The sequence below is a fragment of the Roseibium sp. genome, assembly GCF_965229775.1.
In the GTDB taxonomy this organism is placed as follows: Bacteria; Pseudomonadota; Alphaproteobacteria; order Rhizobiales; family Stappiaceae; genus Roseibium.
This window is the reverse complement of the sequence record NZ_OZ245929.1, coordinates 4,036,138-4,059,863: the sequence shown is the minus strand read 5'-3', so window position 1 is coordinate 4,059,863 and position 23,726 is coordinate 4,036,138. Positions and strand designations below refer to the sequence as shown.

Annotated in this window: 21 protein-coding genes; 13 read left to right on the top strand and 8 right to left on the bottom strand. The window is 60.8% G+C overall.

Going from position 1 to position 23,726, the window contains the following annotated elements; all coding sequences use genetic code 11:
• The first annotated feature begins 50 nt into the window (after positions 1-50).
• Positions 51-416, top strand: coding sequence for an STAS/SEC14 domain-containing protein (locus ACO07N_RS18310; protein ID WP_421982404.1), 366 nt, complete (start codon positions 51-53; stop codon positions 414-416).
• A gap of 35 nt (positions 417-451) precedes the next feature.
• Here ACO07N_RS18310 and ACO07N_RS18305 read toward each other — a convergent pair whose 3' ends face one another.
• Both ACO07N_RS18305 and ACO07N_RS18300 read right to left on the bottom strand, forming a co-directional pair.
• Positions 452-1,237 (bottom strand): class II glutamine amidotransferase, encoded by a 786-nt coding sequence (locus ACO07N_RS18305; RefSeq protein WP_421982403.1) that lies wholly within the window; start codon positions 1,235-1,237, stop codon positions 452-454.
• Positions 1,238-1,252: 15 nt separating this feature from the next.
• Complete coding sequence (locus ACO07N_RS18300) at positions 1,253-2,719, bottom strand: aminotransferase class V-fold PLP-dependent enzyme (protein ID WP_421982402.1); 1,467 nt, start codon at positions 2,717-2,719, stop codon at positions 1,253-1,255.
• Between the two features lie 105 nt (positions 2,720-2,824).
• Between ACO07N_RS18300 and ACO07N_RS18295 the strand changes: the two genes are divergently transcribed.
• Positions 2,825-3,286: an Lrp/AsnC family transcriptional regulator gene (locus tag ACO07N_RS18295; protein WP_421982401.1), complete on the top strand. Its 462-nt coding sequence runs from the start codon at positions 2,825-2,827 to the stop codon at positions 3,284-3,286.
• Between the two features lie 59 nt (positions 3,287-3,345).
• On the opposite strand, the gene ACO07N_RS18290 is transcribed toward ACO07N_RS18295, so the two are convergent.
• Positions 3,346-6,033, bottom strand: a complete 2,688-nt coding sequence (locus ACO07N_RS18290; protein WP_421982400.1) for an SH3 domain-containing protein — start codon at positions 6,031-6,033, stop codon at positions 3,346-3,348.
• Between the two features lie 222 nt (positions 6,034-6,255).
• Here ACO07N_RS18290 and ACO07N_RS18285 point away from each other — a divergent pair, with 222 nt between their 5' ends.
• Positions 6,256-6,687 (top strand): hypothetical protein, encoded by a 432-nt coding sequence (locus tag ACO07N_RS18285; RefSeq protein ID WP_421982399.1) that lies wholly within the window; start codon positions 6,256-6,258, stop codon positions 6,685-6,687.
• A gap of 107 nt (positions 6,688-6,794) precedes the next feature.
• Here the strand turns inward: ACO07N_RS18285 and ACO07N_RS18280 are convergent, their stop codons facing one another.
• Entirely contained in the window at positions 6,795-7,919 is a 1,125-nt protein-coding gene (locus ACO07N_RS18280) for a Gfo/Idh/MocA family protein (protein ID WP_421982398.1), read from the bottom strand.
• 36 nt (positions 7,920-7,955) lie between these two features.
• Positions 7,956-8,666 carry a GntR family transcriptional regulator gene (locus tag ACO07N_RS18275; RefSeq protein WP_421982397.1) on the bottom strand — a complete coding sequence of 237 codons (711 nt, stop codon included), beginning with the start codon at positions 8,664-8,666 and terminating at the stop codon, positions 7,956-7,958.
• Positions 8,667-8,884: 218 nt separating this feature from the next.
• Between ACO07N_RS18275 and ACO07N_RS18270 the strand changes: the two genes are divergently transcribed.
• Genes ACO07N_RS18270 through dctP form a run of 6 tightly spaced genes read left to right on the top strand, consistent with a single transcriptional unit; the run spans position 8,885 to position 14,670 of the window.
• Positions 8,885-10,039, top strand: coding sequence for an LLM class flavin-dependent oxidoreductase (locus ACO07N_RS18270; protein WP_421982396.1), 1,155 nt, complete (start codon positions 8,885-8,887; stop codon positions 10,037-10,039).
• Positions 10,039-10,929, top strand: coding sequence for an aldo/keto reductase (locus tag ACO07N_RS18265; RefSeq protein WP_421982395.1), 891 nt, complete (start codon positions 10,039-10,041; stop codon positions 10,927-10,929). The genes ACO07N_RS18270 and ACO07N_RS18265 overlap by 1 nt, the downstream gene beginning before the upstream one ends.
• Positions 10,929-11,444, top strand: a complete 516-nt coding sequence (locus ACO07N_RS18260; protein ID WP_421982394.1) for a flavin reductase family protein — start codon at positions 10,929-10,931, stop codon at positions 11,442-11,444. Before ACO07N_RS18265 ends, ACO07N_RS18260 begins: the two co-directional genes overlap by 1 nt.
• A 59-nt stretch (positions 11,445-11,503) precedes the next feature.
• Positions 11,504-12,094 (top strand): TRAP transporter small permease, encoded by a 591-nt coding sequence (locus ACO07N_RS18255; RefSeq protein ID WP_421982393.1) that lies wholly within the window; start codon positions 11,504-11,506, stop codon positions 12,092-12,094.
• Positions 12,094-13,584, top strand: coding sequence for a TRAP transporter large permease (locus ACO07N_RS18250; protein ID WP_421982392.1), 1,491 nt, complete (start codon positions 12,094-12,096; stop codon positions 13,582-13,584). The genes ACO07N_RS18255 and ACO07N_RS18250 overlap by 1 nt, the downstream gene beginning before the upstream one ends.
• A gap of 27 nt (positions 13,585-13,611) precedes the next feature.
• Positions 13,612-14,670, top strand: a complete 1,059-nt coding sequence (gene dctP, locus ACO07N_RS18245; RefSeq protein WP_421982391.1) for a TRAP transporter substrate-binding protein DctP — start codon at positions 13,612-13,614, stop codon at positions 14,668-14,670.
• A 457-nt stretch (positions 14,671-15,127) separates the two neighbouring features.
• On the opposite strand, the gene ACO07N_RS18240 is transcribed toward dctP, so the two are convergent.
• Positions 15,128-15,601: a tetratricopeptide repeat protein gene (locus ACO07N_RS18240; protein WP_421982390.1), complete on the bottom strand. Its 474-nt coding sequence runs from the start codon at positions 15,599-15,601 to the stop codon at positions 15,128-15,130.
• Between ACO07N_RS18240 and ACO07N_RS18235 the strand changes: the two genes are divergently transcribed.
• The 4 genes from ACO07N_RS18235 to ACO07N_RS18220 all read left to right on the top strand — a co-directional run bounded on the left by ACO07N_RS18235 (position 15,551) and on the right by ACO07N_RS18220 (position 22,446).
• Positions 15,551-16,933 carry a cytochrome-c peroxidase gene (locus tag ACO07N_RS18235; RefSeq protein WP_421982389.1) on the top strand — a complete coding sequence of 461 codons (1,383 nt, stop codon included), beginning with the start codon at positions 15,551-15,553 and terminating at the stop codon, positions 16,931-16,933. The genes ACO07N_RS18240 and ACO07N_RS18235 overlap by 51 nt on opposite strands.
• A gap of 11 nt (positions 16,934-16,944) precedes the next feature.
• The gene (locus tag ACO07N_RS18230; RefSeq protein ID WP_421982388.1) at positions 16,945-17,940 is read left to right on the top strand and encodes a YeiH family protein; all 996 of its coding nucleotides are present in this window, start codon (positions 16,945-16,947) and stop codon (positions 17,938-17,940) included.
• 745 nt (positions 17,941-18,685) lie between these two features.
• On the top strand, positions 18,686-20,206 hold the full coding sequence (metG, locus tag ACO07N_RS18225; RefSeq protein ID WP_421982387.1) for a methionine--tRNA ligase: 1,521 nt from the start codon (positions 18,686-18,688) through the stop codon (positions 20,204-20,206).
• A 1,412-nt stretch (positions 20,207-21,618) separates the two neighbouring features.
• On the top strand, positions 21,619-22,446 hold the full coding sequence (locus ACO07N_RS18220; RefSeq protein ID WP_421979445.1) for an IS5 family transposase: 828 nt from the start codon (positions 21,619-21,621) through the stop codon (positions 22,444-22,446).
• A gap of 146 nt (positions 22,447-22,592) precedes the next feature.
• On the opposite strand, the gene ACO07N_RS18215 is transcribed toward ACO07N_RS18220, so the two are convergent.
• Positions 22,593-22,880: a YciI family protein gene (locus ACO07N_RS18215; RefSeq protein WP_421982386.1), complete on the bottom strand. Its 288-nt coding sequence runs from the start codon at positions 22,878-22,880 to the stop codon at positions 22,593-22,595.
• 32 nt (positions 22,881-22,912) lie between these two features.
• Positions 22,913-23,512: a TetR/AcrR family transcriptional regulator gene (locus ACO07N_RS18210; RefSeq protein ID WP_421982385.1), complete on the bottom strand. Its 600-nt coding sequence runs from the start codon at positions 23,510-23,512 to the stop codon at positions 22,913-22,915.
• Between the last annotated feature and the right edge of the window lie 214 nt (positions 23,513-23,726).

Sequence of the window (23,726 nt, the reverse complement as noted above, 5' to 3'; positions counted from 1 at the left end):
CTAAGCTGGCGGCCGGTCAGGAAGAAAAGCCCCGGTTCAAGGATGGTGCCATGTACAAGATCCTCCCGCGCAGCAACGGTCCGGTTCTCGGCGTCGAGATCTCCGGCAAGCTCGACATTGGTCAGGAAAACGAGCTGACCGGCAAAGCTGAAAAGCTGATTGCGGAACACGAGAAGATCAGCATTCTGGTCGTGCTCGGAGATCAGGTCAGCGTTTCATTCGAGGCCGCCGCCTCCGATATCAAGTGGATGCTGACCCACATGCGTCACTTGCGGAAAGTCGCCATCGTTGCCGACAGCAAGTTTCTCCAGGCCCTCGTGTCTGTGGATGCGTTCTTTGCAAAAGCCGCCGGCATCGAGGAAATGCATTATTCTACTGACGAGATCGAAACCGCCTGGCACTGGATCGAGAGCTGACGCCTGGTTGCCCGGGCCGGGGTGCGATCGCCCCCTCAGTCGACCAGATGTTCCTCGCTCAGAAAGGCGACCTGCCGAACCTCGCCGTCCTTCACCTCGATCATGTGTCCCTGTGGAACTTCAACCCAGCGGCTGGGCGCTTCGTCGAGCGGCTCGGAAACAACCATGACCCCGTCGTCGAACTGCCGGTAGTAGAGCGTCGGCGGGTGATTGTCGGACGCGTAGCGCGCGGCATAGAGCGTTTCACCGTCCGACCATGCGGAGGCAAAGCGCATATGGGGTTTTTCTCCGGCGTAGCGGGACAGCGCTTCCGCCTCGTGGACCACCCGCGCCATGGCGGCGCGCGGATGCAGCCGCAGGCCATAGGCGAGCGCGACCAGGAACAGACACTCGCTGTCCGTACCGCCCATGCGGTGCCGATAGAGGTCATCCGGGATCATGTTGTCGAGACGCCGCCTGACCTTTTCGTAACCGCCGACCTGTCCGTTGTGCATGAATGCCCAGCGTTCATGGGTGAAGGGATGGCAATTGTCCCGGGTCGTTGCCGTGCCCGTCGACGCGCGGACATGCGCCAGGAAGTGTCCCGAGCGGATATGCCTTGCGATCTGAAGGAGATTCGGATCTGACCAGGCCGGGCGCACGTCCTTGTACAGACACGGTGTTTCCCTGTCGCCGTACCACGCGACACCGAACCCGTCCGCGTTGACGGCCGTCTTGCAGGACAGCGCATTCCGGCTTTGATCGATCAGCGAGTGGGCCGGGTCGCAAATGACCTCTTCCAGATATCTCGGTGCGCCACTCCAGGCCGCCCATCGGCACATTTCTTCAAATCCTCATCAAGCAGCGGTTCTGGTTGCCTTGAAACGCGCCGTTTCCCGGTCGCATTCATACCAGTCCGCAAGCGGATAGGGTGAGCGTGCGAGGTCATCGACCGCAGAAATGATCCTGTCCACCTTGTCCGCGGTGAGCAGAACGGAAAAATTCAAACGCGTCCACCCCGGTTTCTTCAGTTCTTGCCCAGCCAGGATGCCCTTGCGCAATCTATCCGATTCGTCCGGTCCGATCGAAAGCAGGCGGTGTGCATAAGGCCCGGCGCACGCACACCCTCCCCGAGCCTGGATACCATAAGCATCCGAAAGCATGCGCGTCACCAGTTGCTGATGGATGTAACCGCCGCGCTCAAGATCGCGCATCCGGAACGAAAAGACCGGCAGGACATGGCGTGCATGCGGATTGCCCATGATCTCGATCGCCGGGTTTTCCCGCCAGGCCGCCAGCGCCTTGCCCCGCCAGGCGGCGTTTCTGGCGTCCATCAGGTCCTGCCCGATGGCTTCCTTCACAAGAAAGGCAAGGCAGGCGCGGATATCTCCGATCACGTTCGGGGTTCCGGCTTCTTCGCGTGCGCACAAGTCGGTGGTGTAGTCATGGCCCCAGGGAGACACGAAGCGGACGCTGCCGCCACCCGGGAACACCGGCACATCCCGCCTCACGGCGTCCTTGCGGACGATCATCACGCCGGAGGCCGCAGGACCGCCGAGGAACTTGTGCGGCGACACCACGACGGCATCCTTTTGCGCGTCCGTGCCGCTTTGCATGTCGATCGGAAGATACGGACCCGAGCCGGCGCAGTCCCAGACGCTCAATGCGCCATGTTTCCTGAGCAGACGAGTCACGGCAAGATCGTCCGTCACGATGCCGGTAACATTGGACATCATGGAAAAGGCGCCGACCACGAGTCTCTTCCTGCCACAGGCCAATAGTCTTGCCTCGAGGTCCTCAAGATCGGGACCGCCCGCCTCGTCCTCCCCGATCTCGATGACTTCTGCCCCGCTTTCGCGCCACGGGAGAATGTCCGAATGGTGTTCATAGGGGCCGAGGAGAACCAGCGGCCGCTCGCCCGTCCTGACTGCCTCGCTCACACCGAGCAGGTGAACCAGCCTGTTGAGACCGGCCGTTGCACCGGAACCGCAGAAAATGGTGGCGTATGAACCGTCCGCGCCGCAGACGCGCGCGATTTCGGCCCGCGAGGCTTCGCGCATGCGTGTCATGGCACTGCCGCAATAGGACGCCTCGGTGTGAGAGTTGGCGTAAACAGGCAGCACTTCTTCCAGAACGAAATCCTCGATCTGGCGCAGCGCCCGGCCGGACGCGACATAGTCGGCGTAGATCATCTCGCGATCACCGAGCGGACCTGTAATCATCGTGCCTTCGCCGATCAGCCCTGCCCGCAGTTGCCCAACGAGATCCGGTGTGTCCAAGACGGCCTTGAAATGATCGATTGCCGTTCCGGTCTTGTGTGTCATTTACTGCTCCAAACTTGCGCTTGGGCAATCATATGACCTTTTAAGCTGGGAGAACTTCACAGATTTTGTTTGTTTTACAGGAATTTTCGTGTCATTTGATCGAATATGGAGAAAAAAATCGATCAAATTGACAGGGCGATGCTTCGGGCTCTGCAACGGGACGCCCGTCTTTCACAGAGGGAGCTCGCGGATATTGTCGGGCTTTCACAGAACGCGTGCTGGCGCAGGTTGAAGGCTCTTTACGACAACGGCCTGATCAAGAGCCATACCATCCGGCTGGACCCGGCGCTGCTGGGGCTCAACCTGACGGTTTTCGTGATGATCAGAACCCGCCATCATTCCAAAGACTGGCTGGAAAGCTTCCGGCACGAGGTATCGGCAATCCCGAACGTCATCGACTTCTACCGCGTTGCCGGCGACTACGACTACATGCTGAAAGTCGTTGCCGAAGACATGAACGCCTTCGACAGGGTCTACCAGCGCCTGATCGAGAAAGTCGATCTGGACACGGTTACGTCCTACATGACGATGGAGGCGATCGCGGACGCCCGCGATCTGCCACTTTAAGGATCTGGCGGCCCGGATCTGAGCCCGGCCCGGCCTAACGGCAACTGCAGGCAGCGCCGTTACCGCCTGCGATGTCCGCCACCGCGCCGCTGACCGCCACCGCCGCCCCGTTGCGGCCGGGCCTGCTGCGGACGCGCCTGACGCTGCGGGCGCGTCTGCTGCGGCCGGGACTGACGTTGCGGGCGCGTCTGCTGTGGACGGTTGCGCTGAACGTTGCGGTTCCGGTTCACCTGTTTGTTGCCCGCGTTGCGCGCCTTCCGATCCCGATTGAGATGCGCGGGCGCCTGCTTTTTCGTCTGGGCCGGCCGCGTCGCCGGTCGCTGGGCGGGCCGTTGCGTGCTCGGGCGTTGCGCCGCCGGCCGGTCACCTGCCGGCCTGTTTACATTCGGTCTGTCGCCCGCGGGGCGGTTCTGCGGACGCTGCAAGTTCCCCTGCCCGGCATTGGGCCGGTTCTGGATCCGGTCGCCCGCCGGACGGTTGGCGATGGCCGCGCCTGCACCGGCGCCGATTGCCGCCCCGGCACCGATCTCACCCAGGCGGTTCTGGATGTTGTCGCGCGACGGTGCGGCGACATCGCCCCAGCGTCCGCCCTCGAACTTTTTCCAGTTCTCGCCATCGCGGCGGTAGACCGAGCCGTCGCGTCCGGCGAAGACATCGCCCCTGCGGTCCAGGCTTCCGATGCGGCCGAGGTCACCGCTTTCCTTCCAGCGCTTGGCGGCACCGGCCTGAATGTCGCGTGTGCGCGACCACTGCGGGCCGGAGACAACCGCGCCGCCCCAGGAGCCGTAGATGCCGCGCGCGCCGCCGGCGACGATCCGGTTGCCCGTGCGCGGGTTATAGGCCGTGATGAACCCGGCGCTTCCGCGCGGACCGCTGATGGCCGCGCCGCGAATGTATCCGCCGGTGCGTGGATTATAGATACCACCACCGGCGATACCGCGCCTCGGGCCATAGGCATAGCCATACCTGCCGAAGGTGCCGCGCACGGGATTGTAAAACGCGCCGATTCCGTAGGTGACGGGACGCGGGAAATAGATGGGGCGAATGCCCGGGCGATACCAGGGACGGTAATACCAGCCGGAGCCGTAAACAAAGACGCCCCAGGCGAGGAACCCGGTCAGATACCCCATCGTGTAGCCGAACCAGACTGCATTCGGTTCCGATTCATAAACACGAACGTAAGTCGTGTTGTAGACCGGAGACGACGGCGGGATCGTGTAGATCTCGTCCGGTACCGCAGTTGCCACGACGAACGGACCTTCCGGGCTGTCGCCGACAAACCAGACGCCATCCTGAAGAACGTAGTATTTCGCGCCGACCTGAATCACCTGATCATTGGTGTTGACGGCGTAGGACATCGATGTCCCTTCGATCGGTTCGAACTCCGGATCGCCGGCATAGGCGATGTCCGCACTCACGGACCCGACCTCGACGCGCGCCGTTGTGGGTATGCTTGCCTTCAGGCGCGCCTGCGCGGCTTCGGATGTGCCCGGAATGGATGACAGCACCGAGTAATAAGGGGCGTCTTCCGGGATATTCTGGAATTCCGGCGGCAGGCTCGGCGTGGTGAATTCCCAGGGTCCGTCGAGAGACGCCGACTTGAACCAGCGTCCGGATACAAGGATGTACCAGGTCGATGTCGACTTCAGGAAAAAGACGTCGCTCTCCGTGTTCGATGCCCATTCAAGATCCGTGGATCCGACAGGCTCAAGCTTGGGCTCTCCGTCAAAGACGATCATCTCGGCCGGCTTGTCGGAGTACACGATCTTCGGCGGCTTGTTGTCGGGGAACGGCTGAGGCGGGATCGCCTCGCGTGTTTCCGACCAGTTGTCGTCATCCGGCAGGTTCTTGATCAGGTCCGGAAGCTCCGACACCGGCTGCCAGCCGCTGGCGACATCCTTGGTGGAGAGCCAGGACTTTTCATCGCGCAGATAGAACTCTTCGGTCTCGTCGATCTTCAGGACGTCCCAGTTTGTGTTGACCACAAAGCTCAATCCCTGGTCGCCTTTCACAGGTGCCAGGATCGGTGCGCCCTCGGTCTGGACCAGGATCGAGGGTTCGGTCTCCACGAAAATCGGCGGCGCCTCGGCATTCAGGCCCTCGACATCTTCCATGCGCTGGTACTCGGCGAGACCCGCGGTAATCCGGTCTTCCTTCACCGTTACCGTGCCCGTCGGCATGATCTTGCCGACCTGCAGGGTGAGGTCGGTCAGGGAACTCCTGTCCAGGGAGGAAAAGTCCAGCTGGGTCACCTGGATGTCGCTGACGTCAACCTCACCGTTCTGCGGATCGGCGACCGTCGTGCCGCTGACGCCGATCACGCCGAAAACCGGCTTGGCGTCCTTGTCCTTGATGTATTCGGCGGCGACCAGGGCCTTGAGCGTCTTGAAGTCGGTCCATTCGGTGAATTGCGGCTGGTAAAGAATCAGGGTGGCGCCGCCGTCGGTTTCAAACGAGCGGGGCCATCCGGTCGTCTGTTCAGGCTCCGTCAGCTGCAGATACCGGCCGCTGACAAACCCGTTCTGGCCGTTGTAGCTGATCGAACACCAGGCGCCGGTGTCGTCGCAGTTTTCCAGTTCGACCGGGGTTCCGTTCGGCACGGTGCCAAGCGTTCCGAACCCTGTGCCCGGTCCCTGGCGGAAATTCACGTTGGCGGTTGTTACCGCCGGAGCGGCGAAAGCGCCGTTCACAAATACGGTTTGCACAATCAATGCTGAAGACAGAATTACCGAAATAGCCTTGCGCATCTGGCCCTCCCAAAGGCGGAAAATGCATATTGAACCCATTCGGATGATATGCAGCCACCGGCTGAACTTCCAGCGACTGCAATCGACCCTCAAGAGCCGTCCTCGACCGCGTGCATTGCCTGTGTCCTGCGTCACAGGTGCGGAAACGCACGCCGCGTTAGTTTGCTCTCACGCCACCATGACACAGATTGTGAAGCCCGGTAAGGCTAGGAGGTTTTGACAATGTTCCCAGGTAAATACGCCTTGAAAACCAGCTTGTTCGGTGCCGGCTTGGCCCTGTTCGCCGCAGCGTTCTCAACGTCTCCGGCATCCGCTGAAACCTTCATCTGCGAGAGCACGCAAACACCTAACGGCGTGGCGAAATACTGCAATTTCCTGCTCTTTGACGCCAGCTTCAGCCGGCACAGCCAGATCATTCTCGCGCAGGGAGCCCGGAAAAGGGTCGCGCTCAACGGCCGCTATGACCTGTTCTGTGTTCTCGTGCAGAACCACAAGGGCGTGCCCGACAACCTCGCGCTTCGCACCCAGCAATGCAAGAACACGCATAACGGGCGCGAGTACAAGGTCGCGATCAAGGAATTCAATTTGCGCCGCGGGCGTAACGGTTACAGCACGAATACTGCCCCCCTCGTGCGTGCCGTCGACCGCTGGTAGCAAATACGGACCGGCGCGTCCGCATTCGCGCCGGTCCGTTCAAATTTCCAATGAAGCGGCAAGTCACCGCCGCAACTCCATGTCCCTTTTCACTGACACCCGGATCTTCAGCAAGCGACAGAAGAAACACCCGGGGAGGACAGTGTCACGACCTGCCCCGTGCGCGCCGACTGTTGCGCGGCAAGCCCCATCTCGACCGCACGTCGGCCGTCTTCCAGCGTGACTTCCGGCAGATCGATTTCACCGCGCACCACCGCGACAAATCTCTCGTGCTGGTAAAATGTCGAGCCGTTGTGGTCGCCCGCGTCCAGGAGAGCCGGGTCGACCGGGATCTCCAGCGTGCGCGGTCCCTTCGGACGGCGCGGTGAAACGACAAGCTGCGCGACAGGCGGTTCGCCGAGATCCTCCGGCCAGAAACGGCCGGGCCCGGGAACAAAGGCCTCGATCTTTCCGGTGGGACCGACCGCGACAACCTCTTCCTGGTACCTGGATCCTTCGGCGAACATGCACAGATCCAGCAGCGCGCGCGATCCGTTCTCGAAATCGACAATGACATAACCGTTGTCGAGAATGTCCGGCTGCTCGCCGTCATAGGTCTCGTCCTTGTGGTTGGCATCCTGACCGGCGGATGCCATCACGCGGACGGGTTCGGATTTCATCATCAGACGCATGAGGTCGAAGAAATGGCAGCATTTCTCGACAAAGGTGCCGCCGGAATACCGGTTGAAGCGGTTCCAGGCCCCCACTTTTTCCAGGAACGGAAACCTGTGCTCGCGGATCGTCAGCATCTTGATGCCGCCGGTCGCCTCTTCCACCTGGTCGATCAGCGCCGCGATCGCCGGCATGTAGCGGTATTCCATCGCCACCCAGATCGGGGCGGGATAAGCGGCCTTGAACGCCTCCAGTTCCGCGTGTTCCTTCGGGTCGGTGAACAGCGGCTTTTCGACAAGCAGGGGCAGCGGCCGCTTCTGCCGGATTTCCTGCATCTGCGGCACATGGCAGTGGTTCGGGCTGGCGATCAGTATGCAGTCCAGTTCCGGAACGTCCAGCAACTCGGATACCGACGAAACGAGTTTCGCACCCGGTGTGATCCCGGCCGCCCTGGCGGCCATCTCCGTGTCCGGTTCAAAGATCACCGTGATTTCCGTATCCGGCAGCAAGGCGATGTTGCGCAGGTGCTCCTGCCCCATCATCCCGCAGCCGATAACCCCGTATCTCACCTTCGCAGGCATCAAAGTCTCCTTCTCGGCAGATTTCTTCCGACCTGCCTATTTCAAACGCTGTACATAGTGCGCCCTGGCCGTATCGAACCAGGTGCGTGAATATTCCACAGGCTCAGGGCCGTCCGCCCAGCTGAACCTTTCGATGAATCCCGTGATCGTTCCGGGCTTGAGCGTGAACGGTTCGGGTGCCCACTCCGGAACGGCGTCAATCGTGACCCGGTCCTCCGCGCGCACGATCCAGAAGCCGAGATGTTTCTGGTAGAACCGGTAGAGCGAATCCGACAGCAGTTCACGCTTCACGTGACCGGCATCGCCGTCGAGCCAGATCTCCTCGACTGCAATGATGACGTCATTCAGATATCTGAGACGCCGGATGCGTGTGCCTTCCGCGCTCGTGCCAAAAGCTGGAAACTCCTCCGGTTTGCGCGTGCGCTCGACACTGAGAATGTCGGCGCGCGGCAATCCGCCACCGGTGAGAAGCTCGAGACGGAACATCGCGTAGATGCTTTCATGGGTCCCGGCCTGGCGTATGTAGTTTCCCGAGCCCTGAATGCGCTCCAGTAAGCCTTTCTCCGTAAGATCGGCGAGCGCCTTGCGCAACGTGCCGATGGAAATTCCCAGTTCGTCCGCCATGTCGCGTTCGGGTGGCAGTCGTTCGCCGTCGATCAGCCGTCCCGCCGCGATATCCCTGATCAAAAGCTCGCTGATCTGCAAATAAAGCGGCAGCGCATTCGAGGTCTGCGACGATGTTTGCATGGTGGTCAGGGGCTCTGATTTTTAAAATTGATACACTATTGATTTACATCAAACCGGATGATAAGCAAGAATAAATCGACGGTAAAGTGAAGCCGTTCGAAATCAAACGAAAGTTCGATCCCCGCAAAGGGCTCCCCACGAGCCGCAATCGGGCAAAGCCGATCGAAATGAAGGTGTTAGGGCCCGTGTCCGCTCGGACATCCCCAAGGAGGAATTTTATGACAGTTGTCCCAGTGACATCGCCGGATCTGGATGCAGCAGAGGTCTCATGGTTCTCTGCGCTGTGTTCCGACGATTATCAGTTCCTGGGCGTTCCGGAGGGCGATCTGCGTTCCTCCTGGGACCACTGCTCGCAGATCGTGAAGACCGCCGAGGAACAGGGTTTCCGGAACATCCTGTGCCCGTCCTCGTACCAGGTCGGCCAGGACACGCTGTCCTTCGTCGCCGGCTGCGCTCCGATCACCGAGAAGATCAACCTGCTGGCCGCCGTGCGCTGCGGCGAGATGCAGCCGATCATGCTCGCCAGAACGATCGCGACGCTGGATCACATGCTCAAGGGCCGGCTGACGGTCAACATCATTTCCTCAGATTTTCCCGGTGAAAAGGCCGACAGCGGTTACCGCTACCAGCGCTCGCGCGAAGTTGTCGAGATCCTGAAACAGGCCTGGACGCAAGACGAGATCAACTACGAAGGCGAAGTCTATAACTTCGCCGGTCTGACGACCGATCCTGCTAGACCCTACCAGACCGGCGGTCCGCTGCTTTACTTCGGCGGTTACTCTCCGGCGGCTCTGGAACTGTGCGGCCAGCATTGCGATGTCTACCTGATGTGGCCGGAAAAGGTCGAGGAGCTGGAAGGCCGGATGAAGGCCGTGAACGCGGTTGCCGAAAATTACGATCGCACGCTGGACTACGGTCTGCGCGTGCACATGATCGTGCGCGACACGGAAAAGGAAGCCCAGGAATACGCCGACTACATCGTTTCCAAGCTCGACGATGACCAGGGCACGGCCATTCGCGAGCGGGCGCTCGACGCCAAGTCGCTCGGCGTCAGCCATCAGGCCAAGAACCGCGAAGTCGCCGACGAGTTCGGTTACATCGAGCCGAACCTGTGGACCGGCGTCGGCCGGGCCCGTTCGGGATGCGGCGCAGCGCTTGTCGGCTCGACCGACCAGGTCATGTCCAAGATCGAGGCCTATCAGAAGATGGGCATCCGGGCGTTCATCTTCTCCGGTTACCCGCACATCGAAGAGGCAAAGCATTTCGGTGCACGCGTGCTGCCGAACCTGAAGACCTGCTCCCTGCCCCACGCTTACGGCCGGGTTCCGGCCGATAAACCAGCAACCCCGCTCGGCAATGGAGTCCGCCGCTAATGGAACGTGTCAAACTTTCCGACACTCTGGAATTTTCCCGCCTGATCTACGGCATGTGGCGGCTTGGGGACGATTCCGATACGTCCGCGGCCTATGTGGAGAAGAAGATCCAGGCCTGTCTCGATCAGGGAATCACCACCTTCGACCAGGCCGACATCTATGGCGGCTATGCGGCAGAGGCCGTTCTCGGCGGCGCGCTGAAAGCCAACCCGGCCCTGCGCAACAGCATGGAAATCGTCACCAAATGCGACATCGTCGCCCCGGTCGGCCGCTACGCCGACGCGAAGGTGAAACACTACGATACCTCGCGTGCGCATATCGAGAAATCGGTCGAGACGTCCTTGAGCGAAATGGGCATCGACACGATCGATCTCCTGCTCATTCACCGTCCGGACCCGCTCATGGATCACCATGAAACCGGCGCAGCGCTCGACGATCTCGTCAAGAGCGGCAAGGTCCGCAATGTCGGCGTCTCCAATTTCCGTCCATGGGACTGGGAGCTGCTGCAGTCGGCAATGTCCAGCACGCTCGTGACCAACCAGATCGAAATTTCGCTTGCCGAGATTTCTCCTTTCACCAATGGCGACCTCGCCTTTCACCAGCGTCTCGGCACGAAGCTCATGGCCTGGTCGCCACTGGGTGGCGGATCGCTGATCACCGAAAGCGGACAGCTCGGCGCGGTCATGGACGAGATCGCCGGGGCCTTCGGTGTCGACAGGTCGGCGGTCGCTGTTGCCTTCCTGCTGGCCCACCCTGCCAAGCTTCTTCCCGTCATGGGGACGAACAACATCGAGCGCATCGCCAGGATCTCCGATGCGCTGAAAGTCACACTGGATCGTGAAACCTGGTACCGGCTCTACGAAGCCGCCCTTGGAAACGAGGTACCCTGATGACCATGCAAAACGCCAATCATCCCGTTACCTTTGCGCCGCACACGGACAATACCCGTCTTCTGCGCGATGCATTCGGCCGATTTGCAACGGGTGTCACCGTTGTCACGACGGGGTCTGACGACGGCCCGGTCGGGATCACCGCAAACAGCTTCTCGTCGGTTTCGCTGGACCCGCCGCTGGTGTTGTGGATGCCGGACAAGGGATCGCGCCGGTTCCAGTATTTCGAAACGGCGGAATACTACGCCATCCATGTTCTCAGCCACCATCAGGCCGAAGTGTGCAACGGGTTCGTCAGAAACGCCCACGCCTTCGACCAGCTGCCGCACACGATCGACGAGAACGGCGTGCCGCTTCTGGACCATTGCCTGGCGCGGTTCGAATGCAAGCGTTTTGCCGCCTATGAGGGCGGCGATCACCTGATCGTCCTGGGACAGGTCATGCAGGCAGAAATGCGTCACGGGGAGGCGCTGACATTTTTTGCGGGCAAACTCGGACAAATCGCTCCAGAATAGGAGTCCAATGCCGGGCGGACCCCGCCCGGTGACAAAAGAAGTACTAGGGAGGAGCCCGGATGGGGGCATTGCTGGCGGTTCTTGCACCGCTTGCTTTCGTCAATTCGCAGCTTTTGCGAGTCGGCCGAGCGATAGGCATCGTTGCCGTGGCCTTGATGGTCCTGGCGATCCTGATACAGGTGGTTTTCCGTTACGTGTTCAACAACGCGCTGCCCTGGCCTGACGAGGCGGCGCGTTTTTGCATGTTGTGGATGACGGGCCTGATGGCACCGACCGCCTTCCGGCGCGGCGGCTTCGTGGCGATCGACATGCTCGGACACGCCCTGCCCCGGTCCATCGGAAAACTGCTCTCGCTGTTTCTGCTCCTGATATCGCTCCTGGTTCTCGTGATCGCCGTACAGATCGGCTATGCCGAAGTGACCGGGTTCGGCGGCAAATTCGCCACGGCGTCTCTCTACGTTCCCGGCAGTTTGACGCTCACAGAGTGGATCCGGGTGCCGCGGAGCTGGATGATGACGTCCCTCTTTGTCGGCGTGATCCTGCTCACCCTGGTGAACATCGAGCTGATCCTGCGGAGCGTGATCTCGATTGTCGGCGGCGACGACCAGTTGCCGGCCATTCCGGACGCAGACATGGCGGGGGCTGACTGATGCTGATCTGGTTCCTTCCTGTCTTCCTGTTCTTCCTGATGATCGGGCTGCCGGTGTTTTTCGGCCTGCTCGCAGCACCGGGCATCCTTTTGTGGATGAGCGGTCAGGAGCGCGACATCACACTGCTTTACCGTAACGTTTACAACGGTATGGACAGCTTTCCTCTGATGGCGATTCCGTTTTTCATGCTCGCCGGCGAGCTCATGAACAAGGGGGGCATCACCACCCGCCTGGTGGAATTCAGCCAGGCGCTCATGGGGCATCTGCGCGGCGGCCTTGCGCATGTGAACATCCTGTCTTCCATGCTGTTCGCGGGCCTGTCCGGTTCCGCGGTCGCCGATACGTCCGCGCTCGGCTCCATGCTGATCCCGGCCATGGAAAAGCAGGGATACACGCGGCGCTTCGCAGCTGCCGTCACGGCGGCCTCCTCTGTGATCGGACCGATCATTCCGCCGTCCGGCATCATGATCATCTACGCCTATGTCATGGGCGAGAGCGTTGCCGCGCTGTTCCTGGCCGGCATCGTGCCGGGCGTCATGGTGGGTATCGGGCTGATGCTCGTGGTGCGGCTCATGGCGGACAAATACGATCTGCCCAAGGCGCAGCGGATCGTGAACCCGGGGCAGAAGATGGCACCGGTGGAATACTGGGTTTCGCTCGTGCTCCTGCGCATCAATCTTGCGTCCGTTCTGCTTGCCATCGCCTTCGCGATTTCCGGCCAGATGTCACTGGAGCTGACAGGTGGCATGACAGCCATCCTGTTCGTCGCACTGCTGGCGATTTCGCATTTCATCCTGATGGGCCTTCGCGGTGCCGTTTCGGACGATTTCAGGATGGTGTGCAAGAAGGCCGTTGCCCCGCTGCAGACGCCGATCATCATTCTCGGCGGTATCCTGATCGGCGTGTTCACGCCAACGGAAGCCGCGGCGGTGGCCGTCGCCTATGCCCTGCTCATCGGGTTCTTCGTCCTGCACTCCATCAAGATGAAGGAAATTCCGGGCATCCTGAACAGGGCCGGCATCACGTCGGCCGTCGTCCTGCTGCTGGTGGGTGCTGCAATGGCGTTCAAGACCGTCGTCAGTCTCAGCTACGCGCCGCAGATCATGGCCGATTTCGTGCTGTCCCTGTCGGAGAACCCGCTGATCCTGCTGTTCCTGATCAACCTGCTTCTGTTCGTGGTCGGCATGTTCCTGGATGCAGGCCCTGCCATCATCATTCTCGGACCGATCCTGGGCCCGATTTTCGTGGAACTGGGTGTTGATCCCATTCATTTTGCCATCATCATGAGCGTGAACCTGACCATCGGTCTTGCCACGCCACCCATGGGACTGGTGTTATTCGTTGCCGCATCGGTTTCAAAAGAAAGGGTTGAAACCATTGCAAAAGCCATTCTGCCGTTCCTGGCGGTGGAAATCGCGGTGATCTTCTTGATCACCTACATACCGGCACTTTCGATGACGATCCCGCGATTGACCGGATTTGCCAACTGATATTGAGCTTAATATGGGAGGTACCTGATGCTCAAATCTGCCCTGAAAACACTCACCGTCGCGGCAATGCTTGCCGGGTCGTCGCTGAGTGCCGTTGCCGCGGACTACACGCTGCGCGCAACCGCCAACTCCAACGAAAACGATGAAGACTATGACGGTCTTGTCGTTTTCAAGAACTTCGTCGAAGCCGCTTCCAACGGCGCGATCGAAGTCGAACTCTTCATCGGCACGCAGCTTTGCTCCAACGGCGCCGAGTGCCTTCAGGGCGTTGCCGGCGGCGCGATCGACATCTACATCTCAACATCGGGCGGCGCTTCCGGCATCTTCCCGTATGTTCAGGTCCTCGACCTGCCCTACATGATGTCCGATGACCGTATCGCCGAGCACGTTCTTTCCGGCGATTTCGTGCGCACCATGCGGGCGATGGCGCTTGAAGATTCCGACAACACGATCCGTCTGATGACGGTGGGCAACACCGGCGGATGGCGGAACTTTGCCAACACCAAGCGCCGCGTCGCCGCCCCTGCCGACATGGAAGGCCTGAAGATCCGCACGGTCGTCGCCGACCTGCCGCAGGAGCTGGTGAAGGCGCTCGGTGCGTCTCCGACGCCGATCCCGTGGCCGGAGCTGTTCACCTCCTTCCAGACCGGCGTCGTTGAAGGATCCAAGAACGGCATCACCGACATCATGGGCATGAAATTCCCGGATGCCGGCCTGCAATATGTCACGCTCGACGGCCATGCCTACATGGGCGCGCTGTGGTGGATGAGCAACGAGAAGTTCCTGTCCATGCCGGAAGACATGCGCCGTGTCGTTGTCGACGGGTTCTACGCCCTGCAGCAAGCCACCTTCGCGTCTCCGAAGCGCAAGTCCATCCAGGCTTATGAGGACTTCGTGGCCGGCGGTGGTGATCTCTACGTGCCGACGCCGGAAGAAAAGGCCGCCTTCAAGGAAGCCGCTTCGCCGGTCTATGACTGGTTCAAGTCCAATGTCGGCCGTGGCGGGGAAATCTTCGGTGCGCTCGAAGAGGCCGTCAAGGCAGCTGAAACCGACATCAACGGTGCGCGCGACGCCGACGTGAACTAAACCCTTGAGCCCGGTGTCATGCCTGTCTCGATCAGGTGCGACACCGGGCGGGGAATACCGTCATTGCAGGGCGTGTCCCACTGCTGTGCGGTGCCAAACCGGGATACAGACTTGTCTCTCAGATTTGTCGTCCCGGTTTGCCGCAAGCGCGGCAAGACCGGGAACCAGTACTCCAGATGACCCTAGGTTGTGCGAAGAACGAGAAACAGGTGATTACCGGGTTCCGGCCTTCCGCTTTGCTTCAGCCGGAATGACAAGTTCATTGACTGCGGACCGCCACGCCTGATCAATTCCGGGTTAGGGTCCGTATCCTAAACCGGACAGCAGTGGGCCGAGCCATGGGAAGGCTTGCAACTGTCAACAAGCGTCATCATAGGGCGCGAGCGTGGCTCCGAAGCACCCCGATCCCGGCACGCGCTCCGCTTGGCCGGGATGACGTTGGAAGAGGCGGACCGCGTTACCGGAACGGATACATCCAGACCTTGTAGTCATCGACCAGAATATGCGCCTTATCAATTTCATCCTTGGTCATTTTCTTGACGACCTCTTCCAGCGAGATCGCGGCATCGGGGTCGCCGCCGATGGCGGACAGCGTGTACCACATGTAGGCGCGCACGAGATCGGGAGCGGGCATGCCGCGGCCGACCTCGTAGTACCAGCCGACACCGGATTGCGCGCCCGGATGCCCCTTCATGGCGCTCCTGAGATACCATTCGAACGCCCGCTGGTCGTCCCGCTCCACGCCGAGCCCCATCGCGTACATGACGCCGATCAGTTCCTCGGCGTCCGCGTTGCCGGAGCGCGCCGCCGGCCAGAGTTCCTTCTTCGCCTGTTCAAACTGTCCCGCTTCCATCAGGTCGCGCGCCGCCTCGATCTCGGCATGCGCAGGCATCGCCAACAGAACGAGGCCGAACACGGCGGCTTCAAGCATCTTTCTCATCTGCTTCGGTCAATCCCTCTTGTCGTTCTTCTCTCGGCACCGGCCATTTCGGCTGAATTGCCCGCGCCGCTCGGCGCGGATGATTTCATTGCCTTCGACAGGAAACAGGCCGCGCTCGGTCAGCTCCTCTTTTACGACAAGATCCTCTCGGGCAACAGAAATATTGCCTGCGCAACATGCCATCATCCAACGCTTGGGACCGGTGACGGGCTCTCCCTGGGCATTGGCGAAGGCGGTGAAGGACTTGGACGGAACCGGACCGCGCTGGTCGCTGAAAACCGGATTAAGAAACGGATTCCGCGAAACGCGCCAGGTCTCTGGAATCTCGGGGCAAAAGAGCTTCACACGCTGTTCCACGATGGCCGTCTTTCCATTTCCGAAGACTACGAAAACGGATTCAACTCGCCCGCCGAGGAATGGCTGCCCGAAGGCCTTGAAACGCTGCTGGGCGCCCAGGCGATCTTTCCGCTCGTCGCCCAGTTCGAGATGGCCGGCAATCCGAAGGAAAACGAGATCGCCGGTGCGGTCCATGACCGGATCGACGCCTCCTGGCCGATCCTTGCCAAACGGGTCCGGGTGATCCCCGAATACGGACAGATGTTCGTTGAGGCGTTTGACCATATCGAGGAACCCGAACAGGTCACGATTGCCGAAATCGCCAATGCACTGGCTGCCTTCCAGGCGATCGAGTGGACCAGTTTCGACAGCCCCTTCGACCAGTATCTTGCCGGCGACGGCACCGCTCTTGCCGCGGATCAGAAACGCGGGCTGGACCTCTTTTACGGCAAGGCGAATTGCGCCGGTTGCCACTCGGGCAAGCTTCTCAGCGACCAGAAATTCCACGCGCTCGGCCTGCCGCCTTTCGGCCCGGGCCGCACACGCCGGTTCGACCCGATGGTGCGCGATGTCGGCCGCATGGGGGAAAGCGACCGCCTGGAAGATGCCTACCGGTTCCGCACGCCGATGCTGCGCAATGTCGAGCTGACGGCGCCCTACGGCCACAACGGTGCCTATCCGACGCTCGAGGGCATCGTGCGCCACCACCTCGATCCGGACGGGATGCTGGCCAGCTGGCAACCGGAAAAGGCCGCGCTTCCTGACGCACCCTGGCTGGAAGCCATTGACTTCGTCGTCTGGAATGACAAACGTGAGATGGCCAGACACGCCCGGTTCCGGGATGTAGAGCCGACCAACCTCACCGACCGCGAAGTCTCCGACCTTGTTGCGTTTCTGAAAGCCCTGACGGGAACGGCCTCCGTTTCCAATCCCCCTTTCGGGATCCCCGACAGTGTTCCAAGCGGACTTCCGATCGACCGACCCTGAACAGGAACCCCATGCTGGACAATTTCAAGCACCGGGCAAGCGACCTGTTTCCCGGCATCGCCATTGCCGGGCTCGTCGCCATATCAGCGCAATTCCTGAACGAGCATTACGGCGCGCCCGCGATGCTGATGGCGATCCTGCTCGGCATGCCGCTGAACTTTCTTTCCGAAGAACAGCGCACGTCGGAAGGCATTGCCTTTGCCGCCAGGACGCTGCTGCGCATCGGGGTCGCGCTTCTGGGCGTTCGGATCAGCATCGAGATGGTCGAAGCCCTCGGGCTCCCCTTCCTGCTGCTGGTCATTCTGGGTGTCCTGGCAACCATCGCCTTTTCGCTGATGATCGGGAACCTCTTCGGCAAGGACCGGCTGTTTGCCTTCCTGTCCGGCGGTGCGGTCGCCATTTGCGGCGCATCGGCTGCGATGGCGATCGGCTCGATCCTGCCGAAACGCAAACATGCAGAACGTGACCTCGCCTTCACGGTCATCACGGTGACGGTCCTGTCCACCCTGGCGATGATCGTCTACCCGATCCTGACCAGCAATCTCGGCCTGTCGCTCGATGCCACCAGCGTCTTCCTCGGCGGCACCATTCACGATGTCGCGCAGGTGGTCGGTGCCGGGTTCTCCGTTTCGGAAGAAACCGGGGACCTGTCCACGCTCGTCAAGCTCATCCGCGTGACGCTGCTGGCGCCGATCGTTCTCGTCGCGGCCCTGATCCTGCGCGGCAGCGCGGAGCCCGGCACTTCGCGCCCGCCCCTGATGCCGGCCTTCGTGATCGCCTTCCTTGTGCTGGCGGCGTTCAACTCCTTCGGCCTCGTTCCCGAAACGGCCAAGGAGCTGGCCGGCCAGGTCTCGCGTTGGGCGCTTCTGGCGGCCATCGCCGCCGTCGGCATGAAGACCTCGATCCCGAAGCTCCTCGAGGTCGGCGGTCCGGCGATCTGGATGGTGGTGACCCAGACCGTGTTCCTGGCGCTGTTCGTCCTCGGCGGCATCTGGCTGATCGGGTAACAGGGTTCCATCCCGCCGCCTTCCGTTTGAAGCCGGGGGTGCAGTCAGCATTTCAGTGTGTTGTTTGCGCTATTTTGCCGGCTCGTGGACGAACCGCAGGCGATTTCCAGCCATCAATTCGTCATTCCGGTCAAGCGCAGCGCGAACCGGAAGGCGGGGAGCCCGAGCCTCGACGCGGCTAAAAAATCGTGGCTCACCGATCCCGGATCTTCGCTGCGCTGCGTCCGGGATGACGCAAGAACGGATAGTGGCGTTTGGTCCCTTCGCGCGCGGGCTGATCCTGGAGGGCGGTGCAATGACACGGTGGACCAAAACGACAAGCTCCAGATTGTCATCCCGGTTTGGCGCGCAAGCGGCAAGACCGGGAACCAGTATCCCGTGTGGACAGCAATCGATCAGGACGCTCGGACAAGCGAATAATGGATCCCTGCCGGAGTTTACGCCCGCGAAAGCGGGTGCAGGGATGACAAGGGAGAAAACAATCGGCTGGAAGATGGCGTCACTCCGGATCAGCGATCGGCGTCGCATCACCTTTCTCGATTGACAGGCAAGGCAGGCATGGCCGGAACATTGTGTTTCGATCCAGAAACCCCACATTGATGTCGGAAACCCGGCCCGGGGGTTTCCTTGATCCCTTGAGTGTGAAATATAGCTGCGGTCCCAGGTTCGGGACCGCGTCAATGGGCGCATGGCTTGCATTCAACCGAGTGCGCCAGATTCGCCCCGGAACTTCGAAAGCGTTTGGATGAAAAGCTACATCACGACCCCGATCTACTACGTCAACGGTTCTCCGCATATCGGACACGCCTTCACCTCCGTGATGGCCGATATCCTGAAGCGCAACCGCCAGGCGCTGGGGTGCGACGTGATGCTGTCCACCGGTGTCGACGAGCATGGCCAGAAGAACCAGGAAGCCGCTGCCGAACTCGACATGGGCTACCAGGACTTTCTCGACATGCGCGGCAAGGAATTCCGGAGCGTCTTCGATCTTGTCGGCATTTCCTACGACTATTTCGTGCGCACCAGCCGCGAGGGCCACAAGCAGGCCGTCGCCGGGATGGAACAGACGATTTTCGACAAGGATCTGATCGTCAAGAAGAACTATACCGGCACCTACTGCAAGGGCTGCGAGGAGTTCAAGAAGGAATCGGACCTGACCGAAGACGGCCAGTGCCCGCTGCATCCGACCATGCAGGTCGAACAGACGGAAGAGACCAACTACTTCCTGAAGATGGAGCCCTTCCGCGAACGGCTCTTGCAGCACATTGCCGACAACCCGGATTTCGTTCAGCCCGAGGCGTTCCGCAACGAGCTGAAGCAGATGCTCGCCGAACCGCTGGAAGACCTTTGTATCTCCCGGCCGAAATCGCGCGTCACCCTCGGTGTCGATCTGCCGTTCGACCCGGACTTCGTCACCTATGTCTGGTTCGACGCACTGACCAACTACCTGACCAACATCGACTGGCCGGAAGACGGCTATGAGGGCTGGTGGGCGGAGTGCGAGCACCTGATCGGCAAGGACATCCTCAAGCCGCACGGCGTCTACTGGCCGATCATGCTGATGGCCGCCGGCCTGCCGCTGCCCAAGAAACTCTCGGTGCACAGCCACTGGGTCGGTGCCGGCGGGGTCAAGATGTCGAAGTCGATCGGCAATGTCGTCGACCCGATCGAGGTTGTCGAGAAGCTCGGCGTCGATGCCCTTCGCTGGTATCTGGCGCGGCACATGCGCGCGGACAGCGACAGCCAGATCTCGGTCGAGCTGATCACCCAGACCTACAACAGCGAACTGGGCAACAAGATCGGCAACCTGCTGTCACGCGTCGCCAAGTTCTCCAACAAGAACTTCGATGGCAAGGTCCCTGCTCCCGGCCCCCTTACGGCGGACGACGAGGCGCTGCGCAAGTCTGTCGTCGAGGCGGCTTCCGGCTTCAGCCGCTGGATCGATCTTCAGGACATTCCGGCGCGCGCGCAGGCGATCGTGACGCTGGCCGAGGAGATGAACGAATATATCGACAAGCAGGCACCGTGGACGCTGTTCAAGAGCGAAGAGACCCGCGAGCGCTGCCAGACAGTGATCTACGTGACCCTTGACTGCCTGCGCGTGATCATGGAGGCCCTCCAGCAGGTCATCCCGGGCTCCGCCGACAAGGCGCTCGCCATGCTGAATGCCCCCGAAGCCCCCCGCCCCTGGACCCCGGTCCTCGACAGGCTTGAAGGCAACGGGCAGCTCGGCGAGATCGAGTCCCTGTTCCCGCGCGTTCAGTAAGCGGGATGCTCCGAACGATCTGAAAGGCGCCCAACAGGGCGCCTTTCTTTTGTCCGCACCTCATCCTGAGGAGGGTCGATGGCCCGTCTGGAAGAGTTAGGCCCATCCTTCGAGACAGCGCTGACGCGCTTCCTCAGGATGACGGTGTCAAGATTTATCAGTCATCCCGGACGGAGCGCAGCGAAGATCCGGGACCGGGGAGGCAAGGACATGTCGGGTCTCGCGGTGGCCATCACCTGCGCCCGGGCTCCCCGGCCCCGGGTCTCACGTCGTTCGCCCGGGGTGACGCAGGAGGGTGCAACCCGATACGAACCTCTCGCTTCAAGGTCACGCCATGGCTTGACCCACTGCTGTCCGGTTTAACCCAACTTGGATCTCGCGAGGCGCTCCGCAGATAATGAACTTGTCATTCCGGCTGAAGCGAAGCGGAAGGCCGGAACCCAGTAACCACCGGATTTTCCGTCTTGTTGCAGTCTCCGGCCGCAACGGGTACTGGGTCCCGGTCTTGCCGTTTTCACGGCAAACCGGGACGACAAATCGGGGGAACAATTCCGTATCCCGATTTGGCGCCGCACAGAACTATGCCGCATTCTCAACGACATAAGTTCGACAGTACCTTCTAAACCGGACAGCAGTGGGCTTGACCATGGCATCCATGCCGTTCCGTTTCCGGTCTTGCAGCCCTGCCTCGCCGAAAGGCTACGGCATGGATTGCCAGATCAAGTCTGGCAATGACGGCTGAGACGGTTGTGGTCAATACACCGTCCTGCCCCTTGAGACAGCGCTCTCTCTTTCGGCCGTCATCCCGGACGGAGCGCAGCGAAGATCCGGGACCGGGGAGGCAAGGACCTGTCGGGTCTCGCGGTGGCCATCACCTGCGCCCGGGCTCCCCGGCCCCAGGCCTCACGTCGCTCGCCCGGGGTGACGCAGGAGGGAGCAACCCGATACGAACCTCTCGCTTCAAGGTCATGCCATGGCTTGACCATGGCATCCACGCCGTTCCATTTCCGGTCTTGCAGCCCTGCCTCGCCGAAAGGCAACGGCATGGATTGCCAGATCAGCTCCATGGCTGTTCGGCTTGGCTCGGAATTGATCTCGTGAGGCGGACCGCAGTCAATGAACTTGTCATTCCGGCTGAAGCGAAGCGGAAGGCCGGAACCCAGTACCCACCTGTTTCTCCTTCTTCCCACAACCTCCGGCCACTTGGAGTACTGGTTCCCGGTCTTGCCGCTGACGCGGCAAACCGGGACGACAAATTGGGGAAAGATTTCCTGAACTTTAACTGGACGCCCTTGGTGCCATACGAGGCCGCGCCTATCTTCAACCTCATCCTGAGAGACTGGCCCGAAATTAGTTGAGTGATCCCGGTCGCATGTGATTCCGTTTTTGCGCTAACAGAACGGAGCTTCGCCATGTGGACCGAGACCACCCGCGCCAACTATGACCGTCGCAGCTTGCGTTACGCAAGTGATCTCACGGACGAAGAATGGAGGTTCATCTGTCCCCATCTGCCAGCCCGACGAGATCGAGGTCGTCCGCGCACCACGTCGCTGCGGGAAGTCGTCAATGCCATTCTCTATCTGCTGCGCACAGGCTGTCCCTGGCGGTTTCTGCCTGCCGACTTCCCACCACGTTCCACAGTGCAGAGATACTTTTATGCGTGGCGTGACAATGCGTTATGGCCAGCGCTGAACCGGCGGCTGGTTGAGCGGCATCGCCAATCACAAGCGCGCAATGCTACTCCGACCGCCGGTGTCATTGACAGTCAGAGCGTCGCAACAATCCAAGTCGGCGGTCCTCGGGGACTTGATCCATTCAAACGCATCAAAGGTCGCAAGCGCCACATTGTCACTGATACGGACGGGCTTCTTTTGGACGTTCTGGTTCATCCCGCCAACGTCCAGGACGTCCACGGAGCGGTGCCATTGCTACGCAGCCTGCGGCAGACCTATCCCAACCTTGCTCATATCTTCGCCGATCGGGTCTACCGAGGGCCGAAGCTATTGAAAAAGATCGAGGATTGTGGACCGTGGACGATTGAGATCGTCGAACGGCCAACCGGGGTGAAAGGATTCGCGCTTCTGCCAAGACGATGGGTCATTGAGAGAACATTTGCCTGGTTTGGGCGACGGCGGCGTCTTGCAAAGGACTTTGAAGTCAAACAAGAAACACAGACCGCTTGGCTGTACATCGCTAGCATCGAACTCATCATCAGGCGCTTGGCAAAGGCTCAAGAATGAATTTCGAGTCAGACTCTGAGGAGGGCCGAAGGCCTGTCTCAAAGGATGGGCGGCAAATTCGGAAGGCGCGGCTATCCTTCGAGACAGCGCTTGTGCACGTCCTCAGGATGAGGATTTGGTGCCGCGCTGCACGCCGTGCGCGTCGCTTACGCCGCCAGGAACTCCAGGCGTTCGTCCAGCCGTGCCGGGGTGATTTCGAGGATCTCGGCGCTGACGACGCCTTGCACGACAAACGGGTCCTTGCCGACGAAGGCTTCCAGGTCTTCCAGGCTCGTGTTGTGGGCGATGATGCCACCGCCCCTGTTCGGCTGGAGGCTGCCGACCATCAGGAAGAGCCCCTGATCGAAGCCGCTCTTGATCCAGGCCTTGTGTCCGTCCATCAGTTCGCCCGCCCGGGCCTTGTTGTCCGAAAATTTCAGCGTAATCACAAACATCTCAGTCTCCTTTGGACTTGGTTGAAGGAACGTCAGGCATCCGCCTGACGGTTCGCAGGACCTGTTTGCCGCGCAACCCGGTCGACCCAGGCGAGGATCTGATCGACTTCCCGCGCGACATAGGCTTCGTCCTTGAAGGATTGCGCGAGCGTCGCGACACCCTGGCTCCAGCCGAGCACGTGAAGTGCATGCGCCTCGGCGTCCGCGGCGTCGCCAAGCGCGTCAAACTGCCGGGTCAGCCAGTCGCGGAACAGCGCCAGGATCCGGTTCGCCTTGTCCTTCGCGGCGTGGTCCAGCTTGACGAGTTCCGCCGTCAGCGTCCCGACCGGGCAGCCGTAAGCGAAGATCCTGGTCTGGTTCACGATCTGGATGCGGACGAAGCAGGCAATCCGGCGGGCCGGGTCCGCGGACATCTCGTCCCAGTCGCGAAGCATCTTTTCCCGGTCGGACAGGCGCTTTGCGATGACCGCGTCGAGGATCTCGTCCTTGGTCCTGAAATGGTAGTAGAAGTTTCCGCGCGAGATGCCGACTGCTTCGGCAATGTCGGCGAACGAGGTTTCCCCGAACCCCTGCGCGTAGAACAGCTCATCCGCCGCATCGATGATCTGCCGACTCGTTGTACTCGATTTCATGTGTTCCCAATCCTCCAGACGGGTTCAAACGGCAATTAGGACAACTGACCTAATTCTGATTAGGACAAATGTCCCATAACGTCAATTCCCGAATTTGCGGAGATGGAAACGGGATTGGGCCGCAAACGCGGAGGACCGGCCACACAGCCCAAGGTTGGCATCCGCACCCGCTCACACGTTTGTGAAGCCTGCTGTCAAACAATCCTGACAGACA